Annotated in this window: 13 protein-coding genes; 3 read left to right on the forward strand and 10 right to left on the reverse strand. The window is 43.8% G+C overall.

Annotation, left to right across the window (positions count from 1 at the left end; translation table 11 throughout):
* Positions 1 to 9 precede the first annotated feature (9 nt).
* Genes DCK90_RS11190 through DCK90_RS11215 form a run of 6 tightly spaced genes read right to left on the reverse strand, consistent with a single transcriptional unit; the run spans position 10 to position 8,782 of the window.
* On the reverse strand, positions 10 to 1,344 hold the full coding sequence (locus tag DCK90_RS11190) for a quinol:cytochrome C oxidoreductase (protein WP_108246303.1): 1,335 nt from the start codon (positions 1,342 to 1,344) through the stop codon (positions 10 to 12).
* A 17-nt stretch (positions 1,345 to 1,361) separates the two neighbouring features.
* Positions 1,362 to 1,931, reverse strand: a complete 570-nt coding sequence (locus tag DCK90_RS11195; protein WP_108246304.1) for a c-type cytochrome — start codon at positions 1,929 to 1,931, stop codon at positions 1,362 to 1,364.
* 4 nt (positions 1,932 to 1,935) lie between these two features.
* Complete coding sequence (locus DCK90_RS11200; protein ID WP_108246305.1) at positions 1,936 to 2,463, reverse strand: DUF3341 domain-containing protein; 528 nt, start codon at positions 2,461 to 2,463, stop codon at positions 1,936 to 1,938.
* Between the two features lie 2 nt (positions 2,464 to 2,465).
* A complete protein-coding gene (gene nrfD / locus DCK90_RS11205) occupies positions 2,466 to 4,217 on the reverse strand; it encodes an NrfD/PsrC family molybdoenzyme membrane anchor subunit (RefSeq protein WP_108246306.1) in 1,752 nt (583 codons plus the stop codon).
* Positions 4,218 to 4,247: 30 nt separating this feature from the next.
* The gene (locus tag DCK90_RS11210) at positions 4,248 to 7,379 is read right to left on the reverse strand and encodes a TAT-variant-translocated molybdopterin oxidoreductase (protein WP_108246307.1); all 3,132 of its coding nucleotides are present in this window, start codon (positions 7,377 to 7,379) and stop codon (positions 4,248 to 4,250) included.
* 32 nt (positions 7,380 to 7,411) lie between these two features.
* Positions 7,412 to 8,782 carry a c-type cytochrome gene (locus DCK90_RS11215; RefSeq protein ID WP_108246308.1) on the reverse strand — a complete coding sequence of 457 codons (1,371 nt, stop codon included), beginning with the start codon at positions 8,780 to 8,782 and terminating at the stop codon, positions 7,412 to 7,414.
* Between the two features lie 235 nt (positions 8,783 to 9,017).
* On the opposite strand from DCK90_RS11215, the gene DCK90_RS11220 reads away from it, so the two are divergent.
* Positions 9,018 to 9,389 (forward strand): SPOR domain-containing protein, encoded by a 372-nt coding sequence (locus DCK90_RS11220; protein ID WP_108246309.1) that lies wholly within the window; start codon positions 9,018 to 9,020, stop codon positions 9,387 to 9,389.
* A 54-nt stretch (positions 9,390 to 9,443) separates the two neighbouring features.
* On the opposite strand, the gene infB is transcribed toward DCK90_RS11220, so the two are convergent.
* Genes infB through rimP form a run of 3 tightly spaced genes read right to left on the reverse strand, consistent with a single transcriptional unit; the run spans position 9,444 to position 13,945 of the window.
* Positions 9,444 to 12,197 carry a translation initiation factor IF-2 gene (gene infB / locus DCK90_RS11225; RefSeq protein WP_108246310.1) on the reverse strand — a complete coding sequence of 918 codons (2,754 nt, stop codon included), beginning with the start codon at positions 12,195 to 12,197 and terminating at the stop codon, positions 9,444 to 9,446.
* A 41-nt stretch (positions 12,198 to 12,238) separates the two neighbouring features.
* Entirely contained in the window at positions 12,239 to 13,471 is a 1,233-nt protein-coding gene (gene nusA, locus DCK90_RS11230) for a transcription termination factor NusA (protein WP_108246311.1), read from the reverse strand.
* Between the two features lie 12 nt (positions 13,472 to 13,483).
* On the reverse strand, positions 13,484 to 13,945 hold the full coding sequence (rimP, locus tag DCK90_RS11235; RefSeq protein ID WP_108246312.1) for a ribosome assembly cofactor RimP: 462 nt from the start codon (positions 13,943 to 13,945) through the stop codon (positions 13,484 to 13,486).
* A gap of 345 nt (positions 13,946 to 14,290) precedes the next feature.
* Between rimP and DCK90_RS11240 the strand changes: the two genes are divergently transcribed.
* Together DCK90_RS11240 and DCK90_RS11245 are read left to right on the forward strand one after the other, a co-directional pair.
* Positions 14,291 to 17,692: a PA14 domain-containing protein gene (locus tag DCK90_RS11240; protein ID WP_108246313.1), complete on the forward strand. Its 3,402-nt coding sequence runs from the start codon at positions 14,291 to 14,293 to the stop codon at positions 17,690 to 17,692.
* A 47-nt stretch (positions 17,693 to 17,739) separates the two neighbouring features.
* Positions 17,740 to 18,870 (forward strand): adenylate/guanylate cyclase domain-containing protein, encoded by a 1,131-nt coding sequence (locus tag DCK90_RS11245; protein ID WP_234414750.1) that lies wholly within the window; start codon positions 17,740 to 17,742, stop codon positions 18,868 to 18,870.
* Positions 18,871 to 18,881: 11 nt separating this feature from the next.
* Here DCK90_RS11245 and DCK90_RS11250 read toward each other — a convergent pair whose 3' ends face one another.
* Positions 18,882 to 20,393, reverse strand: coding sequence for a carboxylesterase/lipase family protein (locus tag DCK90_RS11250; protein WP_108246314.1), 1,512 nt, complete (start codon positions 20,391 to 20,393; stop codon positions 18,882 to 18,884).
* Between the last annotated feature and the right edge of the window lie 11 nt (positions 20,394 to 20,404).

Genomic DNA, 20,404 nt, shown 5'->3' on the forward strand with positions numbered 1-20,404 from the left:
CGTAATGTATTAATAATGAAAATGTCTACTCTCCTCTATAAATGGATTTCGTTTGGGCTGTAAAGGTGCCTTTGTCAAAGCGGTAAACACCCAGTAAACGAACAGACCTCCGAAGAACAAAATACCACCAATTTCTGGTAGACCAATAAACCATTGGTCACCAACCGTTGCAGGCATTATCATATTAAATATATCCAAATAGTGGCCAAAAAGCACCACAATACCGGTCATGATCACAAACCAGTTGATTCTCTTGTAATCACTGTTCATAAGCACCAATAACGGGAACACAAAGTTCAGTACCAACATTCCGAAGAATGGAAGTTTATAATCTTGGAACCGTGCCACATAATAGGTAACCTCCTCAGGAATGTTTGCATACCATATCAACATAAACTGTGCAAACCATAAATAGGTCCAGAAAATACTGATACCGAACATAAACTTGGCCAAATCGTGAATATGGCTGTTGTTTACATCCTCTAAATATCCTTTTGATTTAAGGTAAACGGTTACCATGGCAATCACCGTGATACCAGATACGAACATACTTGCGAACACGTACCATCCGAACAAGGTACTGAACCAGTGTGGATCAACACTCATAATCCAGTCCCAAGACATCATGGATTCGGTTACAAGATAGAATACCAAGAAACCGGCAGACCATCTAAAGTTTTTTACAAAGTTGGTATTGTCATTCGATTCATCTTGTGCCAAAGACAATTTTCTTGAATACTGACGGTAGAAAATCCATCCGCCCAAAAATATTGCCGCTCTGATCAAGAAGAAAGTTGGATTCAAATATCCTGCTTTTCCTTGCAATAACTCGTCATGGGCAACCACCTCAGAATCCATCCACACAAAAAGGTGGTTCATATGCATTGCTGAAAGCAATAGAATTACAAATACAATAATTCCTCCAGGCACCAAGTAAGCGGTAATCCCTTCCATAACCCTAAAGAGCAATGGGGACCATCCTGCTTGGGCTGCGCGCTGTATGGCATAGAAAGCCAAAACGCCAAGAGAAATCATAAAGAAAAAGAAGGCTGCTACATAAAGAGCGGACCATGGCCTGTTTTTCAACTGGCTCAACAAATGCTCATCGTGCGAAGAATCGTGTTCCTCACCGTGAGCGGCCTCTGCTCCATGTCCTTGATCACCATGGCTTTCGGCGGCTGCTTCTGCATGTCCTCCTCCATGACCATCATCGTGCACTGCTACCATGGCCTTGGCTTCTTCCACCGTTGAAGGGGCAGATATAAAACCAATTACAAGGAAAACGAATCCAAGCCCCATGGCGATGAAAGATCCTAGTCTAAGTTTGTTTGAAAAGGTATACATAGTTTCTTCTTATCCTATTATTTTGTTAGGTCTTCCTTTAACTTCATCACGTACTCGGACACTTGCCACATTTCTTCTTCGTTGGCAAATTGTGAGGCATAAGAGCCCATCGAGTTCAATCCATAATAAATAGTATGGTAAGTGGTTCCTACCGTAATATTTCTAGCTGGATCATCGTAGCTGGGAACACCCAATATTTTTTCGTTCTTAACAAGATTGCCTTGACCATCTCCTTTTGGTCCATGGCAAACGGCACAATAAATTGCGTATAGCTCCGCTCCTTTTACCAAATTTTCCTCATGTTTCAAGGAATCCAATGGACTTGTATTCAATCTTGCTAGTTCCTTACCTTCCGGAGTGTTTTCAAACTCATAGGGCATGTATCCTCTGGAAATGGTTCCTTCCGGTGGCAACATGGCTTCGGTCCCATCGGGGAACAATCCGTTATCCACACCTTGATAGGCCTCATATCCTACAGGTTCGTACATGTTTGGCATGAATTGGTAGTTTGGACTGTTCTTGTCCGCGCAAGATGCAGCGAAGATAACCAGTACCAAAACAACACTTATTTTACCTAATTGCTTCATATTATTAAGACTCCTTTTCTGTAACTTTTACTTCTACCGCTCCTGTTTCCCACAACAACTCGGCAAGTTCATTTTCGTTATCGTGTAAACCGATTTCCATCAAAAAGTGATCATCGGTCGTACGTTTATCAGGGTTCTCGGCTTTTTTGAACGGCCACATTCTACTTCTAAGGTAAAAAGTGATCACCATCAAGTGAGCTGCAAAAAACACCGTAAGCTCGAACATGATAGGAACAAAGGCTGGCATATTTTCCAAGTAACTGAAACTTGGTTTACCTCCAATATCCTGAGGCCAATCCTCAATCATGATAAAGTTCATCATAACTATGGCGACGGTTAGCCCCAAACATCCGTAAAGGAAGGATGTAATAGCGATTCGTGTATCCGCCAATCCCATAGCCTTGTCCAACCCGTGAACCGGGAAGGGAGTGTACACTTCTTCGATATGATGGTGCTCTGCCCTAACTTTTTTTACGGCATGCATCAACACATCATCGTCGTTGTAAAGTGCCTGTATAACTTTTGACGCCATAATTATTTTTTATCGTTTAACAACTTTGCTTGACCAGCCCAATCATCGCGTTGTGCACGCCCTGGGAACCTTCCAGTAATCGAGTCTAGCAAATCATATTCTCTTTCGGTCATTCTTGCGACCTGGGCATAGGTAAATATGCCAATTTCGTTCAAGGTACGCTCCATTTCCGGGCCTACTCCTTTAATCTTTTTAAGGTCGTCCGGTGTTTCCGTGGTGGAATCAAATGTTCCTACTGCACTAAGCAATTCATCAACCCCTACTTTATCTCCTACCATTGGTGCAGGTTCGCCCATTAAAACATCATCAGTTATTGGCTCGCTATAAGTAACTGTTCTATTCACACCTTGTGGCATTACGTATAACGGCTTACCTGAATCCCTAAGTGTCTTATATTTTTCTCCGGATGCTTTCAAGATTGACTTTACCTCTGCCTGAGCAATTACCGGGAATGTTCTGGAATACAACAGGAACAATACAAAGAAGAATCCGATGGTTCCCACAAAAATTCCGATATCTACAAATGTTGGGGAGAACATGGTCCATGAGGATGGCAGGTAATCCCTATGCAATGAGGTAACAATAATCACGAAACGCTCGAACCACATCCCTATGTTTACCACAATAGAGATAAAGAAAGAGAACATAATACTGGTACGTAATTTTTTGAACCACATGAACTGAGGCGAGAACACATTACAGGTCATCATGGACCAGTAAGCCCACCAGTAAGGCCCTGTAGCCCTGTTCAAGAAGGCGTACTGTTCGTACTCAACCCCAGAGTACCAAGCAATGAACAACTCCGTGATGTAGGCACATCCTACAATGGAACCTGTAATCATGATTACGATGTTCATCAACTCAATATGCTGTACTGTAATATAAGCTTCAAGACTACACACTTTTCTCATAATGATCAAAAGCGTGTTCACCATGGCAAATCCAGAGAAAATCGCACCGGCAACGAAGTACGGTGGGAAGATGGTAGTGTGCCATCCTGGAATTACAGAAGTAGCAAAGTCAAACGATACGATGGTGTGTACAGAAAGTACAAGTGGTGTTGCCAAACCGGCCAATACCAAGGAAACTTCCTCGAAACGCTGCCAGTCTTTAGCCCTACCTGTCCAACCGAAGCTCAACAAGCTATATATTTTCTTTTGAAATGGTTTTACCGCCCTGTCACGGATCATGGCAAAGTCAGGCAATAGACCTGTCCACCAGAACACCAATGATACAGAAAGATATGTTGAAATCGCAAATACGTCCCAAAGCAATGGTGAGTTGAAGTTCACCCACAAGGAACCAAATTGGTTAGGAATAGGAAGTACCCAGTACCCCAACCATGGACGACCCATGTGGATAATCGGGAATAAACCAGCCTGAACAACCGAGAAAATGGTCATCGCCTCTGCAGAACGGTTGATCGCCATTCTCCATTTTTGGCGGAAAAGCAAGAGTACAGCTGAAATCAGTGTACCTGCGTGACCAATACCTACCCACCATACAAAGTTGGTAATATCCCAGGCCCAGTTAACGGTTCGGTTAAGTCCCCAAACCCCAATACCCGTGGAAACGGTATAAATGATACATCCTAGACCCCAGAGGAATGCCACTAATGCGATGGAAAATACAATCCACCATTGCTTATTGGCCTTTCCCTCAACCGGACGGGCAATGTCCACTGTTACATCGTGGTATCCTTTGTCTCCGACCACTAAGGGCTTTCGAATAGGTGCTTCGTAATGCGACGCCATAATTTATCTTCTAGTTACTTCTTTTATTGATTAAGCCTCGTTGGTGTTTCTAACTTTAACATGGTAGAACACGTTTGGTTTTGTTCCTACATGCTCCAACAGATGGTACATTCTGTCATCGTTCTTCAACTCTGCCACTTTACTGTCATGATCATTGATATCTCCAAATACCATAGCTCCACTGCTACAAGCTGCAGAACATGCTGTCTGGAACTCACCATCTTTGATGACTCTTCCATCTCTCTTGGCATCCAAAATAGTCTTTTGGGTCATTTGGATACACATAGAGCATTTTTCCATTACACCTCTTGAACGTACGTTCACATCCGGGTTGATTACCATTTTACCCAAATCGTTGTTCATGTTGAAGTCGAACTCGTCGTTGTTATTGTACAAGAACCAGTTGAACCTACGAACTTTATACGGACAGTTGTTGGCACAATATCTCGTACCTACACAACGGTTATATGCCATATGGTTTTGACCTTGTCTACCGTGAGATGTTGCCGCAACCGGACAAACAGTTTCACAAGGAGCGTGGTTACAATGCTGACACATTACTGGCTGGAAAGCAACTTGTGGGTTGGCAGATGGGTCTTCCATCTCCCTGAAACCACCAAGAGAACCTTGATCACCCCAAAGGCCGTCCATGTTTTCCTTCTTCTCATTATCTTCTTCAAAGGTCTCCTCAGAAGAATAGTACCTATCAATTCGCAACCAGTGCATATCTCTGGAACGACGCATTTCGCGCTTTCCAACCACGGGAACGTTGTTCTCTGCATGACATGCTATAACACAGGCACCACAGCCGGTACATGCGTTCAAATCGATGGACAGGTTAAAGTGATGCCCAACGCTTCTATCAAATTCTTCCCAAAGGTCCGCATCCGGAGAAGTCACAGGTATTTCATTGTGATTCAAAGTTACGTGCGGCATCGGGTTCCACTCTGCGTGGTCTTTGGTATTGAAAATCTCCAAGGTAGTTTCCTTGATAATATCTCCTCTACCCATCAATGTTTTATGCGACTGGATACAAGCAAACTCATGCTCCCCTCCAGTTTTCTCAACGGTTACAGATTGCACATCGGAGAAATTGCTATACAAAGCGTAAGCATTAACTCCCGTTGCCATCTCTTCCTGCATACCGGCCTTCTTACCATAACCGTAAGACAGACCAACGGTACCAACAGCTTGACCCGGTTGAATGATCACTGGAACATTTTCCAACACTTTTCCATCCACGGTCAATTTAACGTAGCTACCATTTACTCCACCATCAGCCTCAATACTATTCTCAAGACCCCAAGCTTCGGCATCTGCTTTGGAAACGGTCAAATAGTTGTCCCAAGATACCCTAGAAATTGGGTCAGGGAATTCCTGCAACCAAGGGTTATTGGCCTGACGACCGTCACCCATACCCGTTTTAGAATACAGTACCAACTCGGTACCGGAACTTGTTGAATTCACCAAAGAGCGAATTGCAGAAGCAATTGGAACAATCTCTGGCTGAACCTCTTCGGTATCTTCCTGAGAAGTTGTTTGCGGTTCAGCTCCTTCCACTACAGCAACACTTGCCGAGGCAGCGTAAACACCATCCTGCAAAGCTTTGTTCCATGAACCACCTTGAAGCATATCCGTACTCCAAGTTTCTTTGATGTATTCGTAATATGTTTTCTCAATGCCCATCCAGGCCAAAAGTGCTGTTTGAAACTGTCTCGTATCAAACAACTCCCTAATGGCTGGCTGCATTAAGCTAAATTCTCCTTTTTTGAATTCGGCATCACCCCAAGATTCCAAATAATGCGAAGCTGCAGCAACATAAGTAGAAGCCTGAGCCGTTTCATCATTATTAAAAGCAAAGTCAACCGACACATCTACCCGCCCAAGTCCAGCGAGGAACTCATCGGCATTTGGCAACGTGTAGGCTGGGTTAACACCATCCATAATCAATGCACCAACACGACCCGCATTCATGTCCGCAATAAGCTTGTTCACTTTTGCAGCATCACCTTGACGCACATATTTTGGTTTGTCTGTATCGAAAGCCTCACTGCCCAACAATTTATTGATTGCCAACACAACGGTCTGTGCATTCTCATCATTAAGACCACTTACAACAACCGCCTTGCTACCAGCTTTTCTGATTTCCGCTGCAACTTTATCCACAGCTTCATCAACATCAGATGTTCCGCCACCAACATTGCTGCCGTTCAACTTACCGTACAATTTGGCAAGGGCAACTTTCTGCTGGGTCGGCGTCATTGGATATCTCTTGTCCGCATTGGCACCTGTCAAAGACATATTGGCCTCCAACTGCACATGTCTGGACATTTTTCCGTTTTTGGGAACACGACCTTTGGCATAACCAGAATCATATCCTCCTCCTTGCCAATCCCCAAGGAAATCAGCTCCGAAAGAAACGATTAAATCAGCTTTTTCAAAGTCGTAGTCGGCCAAGGCACGCTCACCGTAAGCTTTACTATATGCATTTAACGCGGCATCTTCGGAAATGGCATCGTAAACTACATGGTTTACATTCTCCCCGTAAGCCGCTTTAAACTCAGATATCAATTTTGTTGTTGAAGGACTGGCATAGGTCTGCGTTAACAGCACCACTTGCTTGCTAGAGCCTTTTAACCCATTCAATTTTGCCTTAACCGTAGCATCCAAGACCTTCCACTCAACAGGCTCACCATTGGCCATTGGCCCTTGAACTCTTTTGCTATCATACAAAGTCAAAACAGAAGCCTGCACTCTTGCATTGGCACCGCCATTAACTTTTGCATCGGTATTGTTTTCAATTTTGATAGGCCTTCCCTCCCTGGTCTTCACCAAGATGCTGGCAAAATCAAAACCGTCCGCAATAGTGGTAGCATAGTAGTTTGCCACACCCGGAACAATGTTGTCCGGCTGAACCACATACGGAATCGATTTATGAACCGGGCCTTCGCACGCCGCAACAGTTGCAGCAGCAGTACTGAAACCTACATATTTCAAGAAATCCCTACGCGATGTGTTCGATTGGGACAAATTCTCCTTGTCCCCCAAAAACTCATCAACGGGAATCTCTTCGGTAAACTCGTTGTTTCTTAGCGCCTCAACAATGGAATCGTTCGGATTCAACTCCGCTTCACTTTTCCAATATTTTTTGTTTGATGCCATACGATATATCTGAGATTATCTTCTTTTAATTCTTAATAGTGACACTTTCCACATTCCAGACCACCCATCATTGCAGCGGTCACTTCCTCAACTCCATACTTTTTAGCCAACTCTTCGTGGATTGCTTCGTAGTATGCGTTACCCTGAATCTTCACATTGGTTTCACGGTGACAGTTGATACACCATCCCATAGTTAATGGAGCATGCTGCTCAACGATTTCCATTTCCTGAACAGGACCGTGACATGTTTGACAGTCAACACCAGCTACGGAAACGTGCTGTGAGTGGTTAAAGTAGGCAAAGTCGGGAAGATTGTGAATCCTAACCCACTCCACTGGCTGGCTATTGCCGGTGTAGCTTTGGTTTTCTTCATCCCAACCCACTGCCTTGTATAGTTTTTTGATCTCTCCCGTGTAGAACTCGTTGGTATGACCGGCAGCCAAATCTTCGGCCGAAGGACCTTCAGCGGTTCCTGTGTATTCGTAGATAGATTTATGACAGTTCATACAAACATTCAAGGAAGGAATCCCAGAAGTTTTTGAAACTCGTGCAGAAGAGTGACAGTACTTACAATCCACACCATTGTCGCCAGCGTGAATCTTATGAGAGAAGTGAATTGGCTGAACAGGAGCATATCCTTGATCAACACCCACCTGCATTAAATAACCGTAAGCAAAATACGCACTGCCCAACAACAAGAAAACAACTGTCACCAAAACCAAGAACTGGTTTTGAACAAATGCTTTCCAAATGGGCAAACGCTTTTCTTTCTCTTGTTCCAGAACAACACCATTGGCCTCCGCAATTCTGCGCAAGGTCTTGTTCACCAAAATCAACATAACGACCAATAGAGCGAAAACCAATGCCAAAGCACCAAGGATCATCTCATTGGAAATACCGGAACTTGAACCACCTGAACCTTCACCGCCTGCTGGAGTTGCACCAGCCGCCTGGGCAGGAGCCTTTGGAGGGGCAGCGGTATAGGCCAAAATATTGTCAATATCCTCATTGGACAATGTTGGGAATGGCGTCATGGCCGCCTGATTGTACTCTGCGTAAATTTTGTTGGCATAGGCATCTCCAGATGCAATTACCGCTGGACTATTTTTAACCCATGCGTAAATCCATTCTTTGTCCAAACCTTCATCCTCGGCCAACCTAGCCTCCACATTTGCCAATGCGGGACCTGTCATTTTCCTGTCCAAGGAGTGACATGCAGCACAGTTCTGATTAAAGAGTTGTTTTCCTTTTACCGGATCACCATCAACAGCTTCTGCAGTCTGTTCTGTTGCAGCATCGGTCGTTGCCTCGGCTTCTTCCTGTGCATAAAAAGATGATGAGAATAATAGGAGAGTTAAACCTAAAACTTTTGAAAATAGATGGCGGTATAAAACCTTTTTCATATTCGTTAAATTTCTATCGAAATCTTTGGCACGATTCTTTCTATTGAGTTTGAGAGCAATAGCTTTTTACCCTACCAAGAATGGCAACAAAAGTAAGACATACAGTCATTTTTTGAAATCTTAAGGTATTCATAACTCTTAATTTATAAAGATTCTAAATAACTTGCGCTCGACTTGGTTAACCTTTAATAATCTACATTTGCAATAAGCATAAATCATACAACGAGTAAATAACATGAAAACGGCTGTTTATAGCGCAATTCTAATTGCTTTTACAACTCAGGTATTGGCCCAGGACGGACAGGTAACTATTCAGCAGGACCCGAAAATAAATGAGCTGGTAAAATTGTACACCAAGGTAAATGCCAACACGGGATATTATCAAATCCAAGTAGGTTTTGGCAATTATCAGAAAGCACAAGACCTATTAAGTCAAGTTGAAATTGATTTTCCTGATTGGTATTCCAAAATAGAGTTTGAATCCCCGACCTACCGCGTTAGATTGGGAAGGTTCAAAACCAAATTGGAGGCCGAAAGAAAATATTTAGAGGTTCGGAAAAAATATCCGGATGCCATGCTCCTAAAACCCGAGCAAAAGGCATTATAACCACAAAAAAAATCCCGCTCAACAGCGGGATTTTTTATTTATGATTATTATCATTTACAGTTTTTTCTTCACTGCAACTTCTTGGAAGGCTTCCACTATATCACCCTCCCTAATATCATTGTAGTTCTTGATCTGCAATCCACAGTCGTAACCTTTAGCTACTTCTTTGACATCGTCCTTGAATCTCTTTAACGAGGCCAATTCACCTGTGTAGACCACAACACCGTCACGAATCAACCTGATACGGGAGTTCCTGAATATTTTCCCACTGGTGACCATACAACCTGCAATTGTTCCAATTTTGGAAATCTTAAAGGTTTCCCTGATTTCTGCATTACCCGTAACCTCTTCTTTCATCTCTGGGGACAACATGCCTTCCATCGCATCTTTAAGGTCATTGATGGCATCATAGATAATGGAGTACATCCTGATATCGATTTCTTCCTTATCCGCAATGGATCTAGCGTTGCCCATAGGTCTTACGTTAAATCCGATAATGATAGCATCTGAGGCACTAGCCAACAGCACATCCGATTCGGTAATGGCACCTACACCCTTGTGTATGATGTTTACCTGTATCTCGTCAGTTGATAGTTTTTGGAACGAATCCGTCAAGGCTTCTACGGAACCGTCCACATCACCCTTAAGAATAATGTTAAGCTCTTGGAAGTCGCCCAATGCGATTCTTCGTCCAATTTCATCCAAGGTAATATGACGCTGTGTCCTTACAGACTGCTCACGCTGCAATTGAGAACGTTTGGCCGCAATCTGCTTTGCTTCACGCTCATCTTCCAGCACGTGGAATCTATCACCTGCCTGTGGCGCTCCATCCAATCCCAAAATGGAAATTGGCGTGGATGGACCAGCACTATCAATATTGTGCCCTCTTTCATCATGCATGGCCTTTACCTTACCACTGCAAGTTCCAGCAAGTACATAATCACCTATCTTAAGGGTACCTGTTTGCACCAAAATAGTGGCCACATACCCCCTACCTTTGTCCAAGAAGGCTTCTACAACTGTTCCCGATGCCAACCTGCCTGGATTTGCTTTCAACTCCAATAGCTCAGCTTCCAACAACACTTTTTCCAAAAGTTCCTTGACACCTTGCCCTGTTTTGGCAGAAATATCATGGGACTGCACTTTACCTCCCCAATCTTCCACCAATAAATTCATCTGGGCCAATCCTTCTTTGATTTTATCAGGGTTTGCCGTTGGTTTATCCACCTTGTTGATTGCAAACACTATTGGCACACCAGCTGCTTGCGCGTGACTGATTGCCTCTTTGGTCTGCGGCATGATATCATCATCCGCAGCAATTACAATAATGGCAATATCCGTAACCTGAGCACCACGGGCCCTCATCGCGGTAAACGCTTCGTGACCGGGTGTATCCAAGAAAGTAATTTTCTGTCCATCTTCCAAGGCAACCCCATAAGCACCGATGTGCTGTGTGATGCCCCCGCTTTCCCCTGCGATTACATTCTCTTGACGAACATAATCCAGTAAGGATGTTTTACCGTGGTCAACGTGTCCCATTACGGTAACAATCGGTGCACGGGCCTTCAAATCTTCTGGGCTATCCTCGACCTCCTCAATGGTTTCTTCGATTTCCGCAGTAACGAATTCCACCTCATAACCAAATTCATCGGCCACAATGGAAAGTGTTTCTGCATCCAAACGTTGGTTGAGCGTCACCATGATACCAAGGGACATACATGCCGAGATAATCTGTGTCGTAGAAACGTTCATCATGGTAGCAAGCTCGTTCACGGTAACAAATTCCGTCACCTTCAAAATCTTGCTGTCCAATTCCTGCTGTTCAAGATCCTTCTCCGTTTGCTGACGGTGCTGATCCCTTTTCTCCCTACGATATTTTGCTCCTCGACCTTTACTGGATTTACCTTGAAGTTTTTCAAGGGTCTCCCTTACTTGTTTTTGTACTTCTTCTTCTGTAGGCTCTACTTTAGGTGCATTGGAACGCTGTCCCTTTCTACCTTGTCCCGGCCTATTATTATTTCGATTACCACCACCCGCTTGAGGGCCGTTCTTTACAATTCTTCTACGTCGCTTTTTACGATCTCCTGCATCGGATGAAGCTCCAGCTTTATTTCCTTTTTGAGCCTCTTCCTTTTTCTTTTTTACTGGTTTTTTAAACTGCGAAAGGTCTATTTTATCCCCCGTAATCTTAGGTCCGGAAAGTTTTTGATAATTCGTCTTTATGGTACCGGATTCAGCACTTTCAACTTCTTCCTTAGGCTTTTCAGCTTCTGCCTTTTCCTCCTTGACCTCAGGCTTTTTAACTTCCTTCTCAACGGTCTTTTCAGGTTCAGCAGCTTTGGGTTTTTCAACCTCTTGAACCTTTTCTGGCTCAAGTTTTGGCGCTTCTTGCTTCTCTGGCTCTTCTTGCTTTGGCTCCTCCTTTTTGGGTTGCTCCGGCTTTTTGTCCAAGTCGATTTTACCCACGGTCTTAGGTCCGGCAAGCTCCGCCTTTGCTTTCACCACTTCTTGTTCGGCCTCTCTTTTCTCCTTGGCCAACCTGCGCTCTTCCTGCTCCTTCTCCATACGGATCCGGATAGCCTCCTTTTCTTTGCGCTTTTCTTCACCAACTTCCTTAGAAGCGACCTTTTTACTCTTATCCGTTTGGAACTCATCCAACAGAACTTGATACACCTCATTGGATATTTTAGTGGTAGGACGCGCCTCTACCTCATGCCCTTCCGAGGCTAGGTAATCGACTGCCCTATCCAGTGAAATGTTCAATTCTCTGAGAACTTTGTTAAGTCGTATTGTTGGATTTTCTGCCATAAATAATTTTACTTCCCTAAATTTTCGCTGCTAATATAAGCCTAATCTTCAAATTCTTCCTTGAGGATGCGAACGACTTCTTGAATTGTTTCAACTTCTAAATCGGTTCGCTTCGCCAAATCTTTTACATCTTGTTCCAGAACGCTGCGTGCGGTATCCAATCCTATTTTCTTGAACTCTTCGATTACCCAGCCTTCGATTTCATCAGAAAACTCGGTCAACTCCACATCCTCCTCAACACCTTCACGAAATACATCTATTTCATAACCAGTCAGTTGACCAGCCAAACGTATGTTATGCCCACCTCTACCAATTGCCTTGGAAACCTCCTCCGGCTTTAGGTATACTTGTGCTGTTTTTTTCTCATCGTTTAGTTTAACGGATGACACCCTCGCAGGACTTAGAGCCCTTGTGACCATCAATTGTGGATTGTTGGTCCAATTGATCACATCAATATTTTCATTGCCCAATTCCCGTACAATCCCATGGATTCTTGAACCCTTCATACCCACACAGGCACCAACAGGGTCAATCCTATCATCATAGGAATCCACCGCAACTTTCGCTTTTTCCCCTGGAATACGAACTGCTTTTTTTATGGTTATCAAGCCATCGAAAACTTCCGGAATTTCTTGGAAGAACAATTGCTCCAAGAAAATCGGCGATGTTCTGGACATGATAATGGCCGGTTTGTTCCCTTTAAGTTCCACACTTTCGATGATTCCTCGAACGTTATCTCCCTTTCGGAAAAAGTCGGAAGGTATCTGCTTTTCCTTTGGAAGGATGATTTCGTTTCCTTCATCATCCAACAAAATTACAGCACGATGTCTGATATGATGCACCTCAGCGGTGTATATCTCACCTTCCAAATCTTTAAATTGCTTGTAGATGGTGGTATTGTCGTGCTCATGTATCTTGGATATCAAGTTTTGGCGCAATGCCAGAATAGCTCTTCTCCCAAGATCAATAAGCTTTACCTCTTCGGATACATCCTCCCCTACTTCAAAATCGGGCTCGATTTTTCTAGCTTCGGACAAGGATATTTCCTCGTTGGGCTCTTCCACCTCCCCATCTTCAACCACCACACGGTTTCTCCATATTTCCAAATCCCCTTTATCGGGGTTGATAATGATATCAAAATTGTCGTCAGAACCAAACTTTTTCTTTAACGCACTTCGGAAGACTTCTTCCAAAATCGCCATAAGGGTCACCCTGTCAATAAACTTATCGTCCTTAAACTCCGAAAAGGATTCGATGAGCGCTAGGTTTTCCATTTTCTACTACAATTAAAATTTTAATTTAACTTTTGCCTCTTGAATGTCAGAAAAGGCGATTTCCTGCTTTTTCTGTACTGTAACTTTTCCTTTACCCACGGGTTTGGGCTCACGAGCCTTCCACTCCAAGGTAATGCTATCTGTCGAGGTCGCCACCAATGTACCTTCCAATTGCTCGGAGCCGGTCTTGACCTGTAATTTTCTTCCAACATTTTTATTGTACTGACGGGGCAACCTTAACGGCGAAGTAGCTCCGGCCGATGTAACCTCCAAGGAAAAATCCTCTTCCTCGCGATCCAAATTATGTTCAATGGCCCTACTAATGTTCATACAGTCTTGCAGACTCACCCCTTCATCACCATCCAAAACCACTTTGATACTGTTGTCGCCGCCCATTTTAAAATCTACCAAGAACAAGGAAGAGTGCTCTTCCAACGCCTTGCCCAGCAACGATTCCACTTTATCCTTCAACATAAAAATGAGAAATAAGTAATAAAAGAGGGGACTCAAGGTCCCCTCATGAATACTTTTATATCCGTTCAGTTTTGCAAATATACAATAAATAATATCGCATGTGCAACCCCATCCCGAACAAAAATAAGTTGCCCCCTATCTATTTTTCAATGAATTACCACAATCAAGAGAAAGAAAAGGAATTATCTATGGTCTACTATGTTGTGTCAAAAAGCCAATATCGCTACCCATTGGCACTCTATTCTCCAGATATGATCATGTTAACACTCCTTTTACAACCGTTCACAACAAATATTTTGAAGCCTCCGTGCACCAGTTAATTTTGTGCAACATTGAAATAAACACATGGGCACAACCTCGTTCTTCAATAAAAAGATGAATCATTTTCCCAGTGGATGGATGCTGATCTTGGCATTTTTCCTATTGGGAACCTTTCTTTCATTTTCACAGACCACCATATGGAGCGAAAATTTTAACAGCTACTCCGACAACATACAATCAGGAACGGCAACAGGCCCTTCCGCCACAGGATGGACCACAAACCTAGGAAATAGATTATCCGTAAACAACAATGCTTTAAGAGGAAGAAACCTTGACGCAGAAGGTATTTGGCAAGTGAACCCTATAGACATATCCAGCTACGATTTCGTATCCTTTAGAATGGAAACTCGGGTGAACGACCAAAGTCAGATGGATAATGGAAGTGACTATTTCATTGGCGAATATCGCATTGACGGAGGTTCTTGGCAACAATTTGTAAACGTATCCGGCTCCGCATCCAACCCATTGAGCCCATCTTATACAGTAAACATCCCTTCAACAGGCAGCTCGAGTCTACAAATTAGGGTCCGTATGATGAATCATGATAACGTGGAACAATATTTTATTGACAACGTTACGGTTCAGGCCGCTTCCGGACTCTGCAATGGTGAAGTCGATTTTGAGTTTTACGACAGCTCCCCATCGGGAAGCACCGTAGACAATATTCCGACAAGCGGCTTTCTTGGCTCGGGCACTTTTACCAGTTTTGACGTGGACGCCCTTCAAAATCAAGAGGACCCCGGGGATACCGACAATTTCAGTATCAGATATACAGGATTTATCCAAATCGATACACAGGGAACCTATACTTTCTACACTACTTCCGATGATGGCTCAAAGTTATACATCAACGGGACCCAAGTGGTTAATAACGATGGTGCACATGGCTCCCAAGAACGTTCGGGTACCATAACTTTATCTCCCGGACTTCACGATATCACCGTGCTATTCTTTGAAAACGGCGGAGGGGAAAATCTATCGGTAGCATATCAAGGGCCTTCTATAGGCAAACAAAACATTCCTTTTTCCAAATTATACTCCACTTGTAGTGTCGGGGCTTCCGACCTTGATGGTGACGGAATTGACGATGTAACCGATATCGATGATGACAATGATGGCATCCTCGACACCAACGAATGTGGAGGCGCCAGCGGAAACTTTGTTCAAACGGCGACCAATGTGCAATATTTTAGAGACCCATCCAATGCGGAAGGTAACCCAGGCATCTCATATGCCTATAACTCCACATCTACCTATGAAGGTCAATCCATTATATCATTTCAGTTTGCCAACCCAATTCCAATAGGAACCACAGTAAGTGTATTCTTATCTGCAGCCTCGGGCACTTGCGATATGCAGATTCAGTATTCGAACGGCAATTATTTGGCTGCCGCGAATGGGATTCCTTCGGGGTCCATTACAGAAATAACCTTTAATGTTTCGCAAAGTAATTTTCAATCCTTTAGGGTAATGGCATACCAAACAGGAGCTAGAGTTCACGGTGCCAGTTATGGCGGCACAGTTGATTGCACAACGGTTGATACAGATGGCGATGGTATTCCAAACTATCAAGACTTGGACAGTGATGGAGATGGCATACCGGACAATGTGGAGGCTCAAACATCTTTAAACTATATAGCACCTTCGGGGATAGATGCCAATAACAATGGTCTGGACGATGCCTACGAAAGTAGCGGAATCACCCCTGTAGATACCGATGGGGATGGAGTACCTGATTTTATGGATTTGGATTCTGACAATGACAGCACCCCGGACACAACGGAAGCTGCCCTAACCCTTTCAGGTTCTGACAGTGACGGTGATGGTTTGGATAATAATATCGACACTACAACCGGATACGCCGACCCAGGAGGAACCATAGACAATCCACTGAGCACCAATGGTGGCTCTTTGATATTGCCAGATTCTGATGGTGATGTTGCCTCAGGAGGGGATTTGGATTTTAGGGACGATACTTTTGACGATAACGACCCACCATCCATAACCGCAACCGGAAACCAAACATTTTGTCCAGGCGACCCAATTCCCGTGGTAGAAAGCGTAGAAATCACAGATACCGACAGCAGTACTTTGGACGCTGTTTACATCCAAGTAACTTCCAACTATGATGTTTCCGGGGATGTTTTGAGTTTAACCGGAACACACCCTAACATTACAGCCAGTTGGGACACTTCGGAAGGAAGACTTTTCTTGGAAGGCCCGGCAACATTGGCCGAATTTGAAGCTGCTATAAGCGATGTTGTATTTCAAACCACAGCTACGGTAAGCGGCGGCGACACTCGGACATTTTCCATAGTAATGAACGAGGCCAACTATTTGGAATCGACAGGACACTATTATGAATACGTGGCCGCAGAGGGAATCACATGGACAGCCGCCAGGGATGCGGCCGCGCTAAGAACATTCTATGGCCTACAGGGGTACTTGGCAACAATCTCTGTTCAGGACGAATCCGACCTCTTAGGCTCGCAGGCACCGGGAGCGGGATGGATAGGGGCCAGTGATGCCACAACCGAAGGAGATTGGTATTGGGTAACCGGACCTGAAGCAGGAACTCTGTTTTGGAGAGGCGGCGCAGGGGGCACAGCATTTGGATATGAATTCTGGAACTCAGGGGAACCCAATAATTCCGGAGATGAAGACTATGCACACATTACAGCGCCTGGCGTTGGATTACCTGGATCCTGGAACGACCTATCCAATACCGGTGCAGCCAGTGGCGATTATCAACCCAAAGGATATTTGGTAGAATATGGCGGTATGCCCGGCGACCCGCCATACCCAAATTTGGCGGCGACTACAACAATAACGGTAGAAACGGAAGCACCCACAGCTAGTGCTCCCTCGCCCATTGCAGTAAATTGTACCTCGGATATTCCAACACCAGATATAACTATAATCACAGATGAGGCCGATAATTGCGACCCGAACCCTACAGTTACATTTGTGAGCGATGTAAGCGATGGTGGAAGCAATCCTGAAATAATTACTCGAACATACAGGATTACGGATGAGGCAGGAAACACTTTTGATGTTGAACAGACAATCACCGTAACTCCATTTACCATTTCCAGCCAACCAACGGACCAAACCGTAGTTATCGGAAACAATGGTGCTTTTTCCGTTACCGCAAACAATGTTGACACCTACCAATGGCAGGTAAGTACGGACGGCGGAAGCAACTTTGCACCTATCGTTGACGGAGCTGAGTATTCGGGAACCCAGACAGCGAACCTTACTGTAACTGCTCCGGATTCCTCTAAAAACGGCTATGTCTACCGAGTACTTGTATCGAATTCTGCAGGAAGTTGCACACCGCTCGAATCAAACCAAGCAACCTTGACAATGAAAGCTGGCAGAGTGATAACCAACCGAGGCATTACCTATCGGGTGAACAACAATTAGCAAAGACAGAAACAATACTTTTTTAGACTGATTTTTGGCTTTTCTTCATGAAGAAGAAAACACCATATCTTTACCATATGGTACTTTTAAAAAATCCAAAGGTCAAGCACTACGTGAAACGCATACTGCCCTTTGGGATTATTTGGCTGGTCTTGAGCTGGTTTATACTGCTCATAGAGTCCATGGCCATGGGTTATGAAAATCAACGACCAGAAACGGACATCACCGTTACCTGGAACATTCTCCTTTTTGCCTCCATAGCCGTTTTTTTGGTAGGTATGGTAATGGGCACTGTGGAAGTATTTTGGCTGAGCAAGCTTTTTAAAAACAAAGCATTTTGGAAAAAAATCCTTTACAAAATGGGGTTTTATCTTCTTTTTATGCTTGTCATCAATTTAGTGACATTTCCTATTGCAGCGAGCATAGAGCTTGACTCCACCCTTATGGACGCGGAGGTATGGCAAAAATTTTCAAATTATATTGAGAGCCCTACCTTTTTAAGCACAATGGTCTCCCTAACATTTAGCATTTTTGTTTCCTTACTTTATTCAGGTATCAGCGAACATCTGGGACACAATGTCTTGCTCAACTTTTTTATGGGAAAGTACCATCGGCCCAAAGAAGAGTTCCGTGTTTTTATGTTTTTGGATATGAAATCTTCCACCTCCCTCGCTGAACAACTGGGACACAAAAAATATTTTCAATTTTTAAGCGATTATTACAATCAACTATCCAATGCGATAATTCAATGTAAAGGAGAAGTGTACCAATATGTGGGCGATGAGATTGTAGTTACTTGGGAGAAAAGCGATGGCTTACAGAACAACAACTGCATTCGCTGTTTTTATGCTATGAAACAGTCCCTGCTAAAAAAGTCGACCTATTTTAAAAATACCTACGGCATAACCCCCTCATTTAGGGCAGGACTGCATCTTGGACAAGTGACCACGGGAGAAATAGGGGCCCTTAAAAAAGAAATCTTCTTTACCGGCGATGTTCTAAATGTTACCGCACGTATCCAAAAACTGTGCAAACCCTTGAAACAGGATATTATCGTTTCCGAACAACTGGCCGAACAACTTAAGGGTAACGGACTGAGTTTTGAATCCTTGGGAAGCACGGAGCTAGAAGGTAGAAAAAAAACTGAAAAACTCTTTGCCCCTAAGTTTACTTCATGAAAAATATCGGGTCAGTTTTGGGTTAAAAACCAAAATTCCTCCAAATATTTAGAACTTGATTTTAACTCACCAGTTTCAAAGATCAATAATTTACCTTCATCCTGATTGTAACTGCTCCACTGTGGCAACCCTTCTCCATTGGGATTTCCCGTTTTGACAAAATTAATCCAGTAAGCAGACATTTGGTCCTCAAGCTTGCGTTCCTCGGTTTGCCACGACCTGTCCCATTGATCTAGCGTATGTAATGCGAACGGCACTTCAGAAGTATGGAAGGCTCCGTAATTTGGAAAACCCGGTTTATCAGTAGGGACATGGGTAAACTCATATAACCAAACATTCCTGTCCATATATGTTCCCAACAAGTAAGATGGCAATCCGGCAAAGCTCAGAAGGTTCATTTTTTGTTGTGATTGAAGTGCCTCTTCATTATTTCCGGCAGGAAACATTTTTAAAAACTCATCGGAATTTGCGCCAAATCTTTCATTGGCCATCGATGTGAAACTTTCCTGCGTCACCTCGCCCATAGGCAAAAGGTTGGCATCACCGGTCACCCAGCCAGTCAGCACTTCAACCTGATTTTGCTTGCCTGTTTTGAAATGTTCAAACAAATCTTTTGGCAAAAAATAGTCATCCAACACCACCCTGAAGCGACCTAAATTGTTGTTAATGCTCAACTCCTGTAATTGTGCCGCGGGCATTGCTCGTAATTCGTCAATAGAAGTAGCATTTACCGATTCCATAAACTTAACACCCTGTTCTTCCGCCGTTGCTAAATCTTGCATTAAACGACCACCCAAAATGCCCCCACTCTGACAAATGGCCTTGTTGAAATATCCGCTTGCCAATGGAGAAGCAATTTGAGCATTCACACTAAACGACCCCGCAGACTGGCCCGCAATCGTCACATTGTTCGGGTCGCCACCGAAAGCGGCAATGTTTTTCTGAATCCATTTCAGCCCTTCCAATTGATCCATAAAACCATAATTGCCCGATGCTCCGTGACCGGATTCTTCGCTCAATTCTGGATGGGCCATAAACCCGAGCACTCCTACCCTATAATTCAAACTCACGAACACTACGCCTTGTTCAGCCATTTGTTGCCCATCATAAATATCACAATTGGCACTTCCTGAACTTAATCCGCCTCCATAAATCCAGACAAACACAGGCAATTTTTCATCATGTGCCTTCGCTGGCGTCCATATATTGAGATAAAGACAATCTTCGCTCAATGGTTCGGGCTTGGCAATAAACTCTTCTGTCCAGCATAAAAAGGGCTCTGGTGTATTTTGAATGGGACTAGGCCCAAACTCTTTGGTTTGTTTTACACCTTTCCAATTTTGAACAGGCTGTGGAGCTTTCCACCGTAATGCCCCAACTGGCGGCTCTGCAAACGGAATTCCTTTGAATATGTGAATATCTTCATTTGAATATCCTTCCACTTTGCCATTTTGGGTCTCTACTATGTTTTGACCATAACCTGCAAAGGATACAGTAATGAATAGGAAAATTAGCTTTCTCATGAGGTTGAAAT

It is taken from the genome of Muricauda brasiliensis, from assembly GCF_003057865.1.
Taxonomy (GTDB): domain Bacteria; phylum Bacteroidota; class Bacteroidia; order Flavobacteriales; family Flavobacteriaceae; genus Flagellimonas; species Flagellimonas chongwuensis.

Coding starts and splice junctions, on each gene's coding strand:
- nrfD (WP_108246306.1), bottom strand. CDS start 4,217: ATGGCGTCGCATTACGAAGCACCTATTCGAAAGCCCTTAGTGGTCGGA.
- nusA (WP_108246311.1), bottom strand. CDS start 13,471: ATGGAAAACCTAGCGCTCATCGAATCCTTTTCGGAGTTTAAGGACGAT.
- infB (WP_108246310.1), bottom strand. CDS start 12,197: ATGGCAGAAAATCCAACAATACGACTTAACAAAGTTCTCAGAGAATTG.
- DCK90_RS11240 (WP_108246313.1), top strand. CDS start 14,291: ATGGGCACAACCTCGTTCTTCAATAAAAAGATGAATCATTTTCCCAGT.
- DCK90_RS11220 (WP_108246309.1), top strand. CDS start 9,018: ATGAAAACGGCTGTTTATAGCGCAATTCTAATTGCTTTTACAACTCAG.
- rimP (WP_108246312.1), bottom strand. CDS start 13,945: ATGTTGAAGGATAAAGTGGAATCGTTGCTGGGCAAGGCGTTGGAAGAG.
- DCK90_RS11250 (WP_108246314.1), bottom strand. CDS start 20,393: ATGAGAAAGCTAATTTTCCTATTCATTACTGTATCCTTTGCAGGTTAT.
- DCK90_RS11210 (WP_108246307.1), bottom strand. CDS start 7,379: ATGGCATCAAACAAAAAATATTGGAAAAGTGAAGCGGAGTTGAATCCG.
- DCK90_RS11215 (WP_108246308.1), bottom strand. CDS start 8,782: ATGAAAAAGGTTTTATACCGCCATCTATTTTCAAAAGTTTTAGGTTTA.
- DCK90_RS11245 (WP_234414750.1), top strand. CDS start 17,740: ATGAAGAAGAAAACACCATATCTTTACCATATGGTACTTTTAAAAAAT.
- DCK90_RS11190 (WP_108246303.1), bottom strand. CDS start 1,344: ATGTATACCTTTTCAAACAAACTTAGACTAGGATCTTTCATCGCCATG.
- DCK90_RS11200 (WP_108246305.1), bottom strand. CDS start 2,463: ATGGCGTCAAAAGTTATACAGGCACTTTACAACGACGATGATGTGTTG.
- DCK90_RS11195 (WP_108246304.1), bottom strand. CDS start 1,931: ATGAAGCAATTAGGTAAAATAAGTGTTGTTTTGGTACTGGTTATCTTC.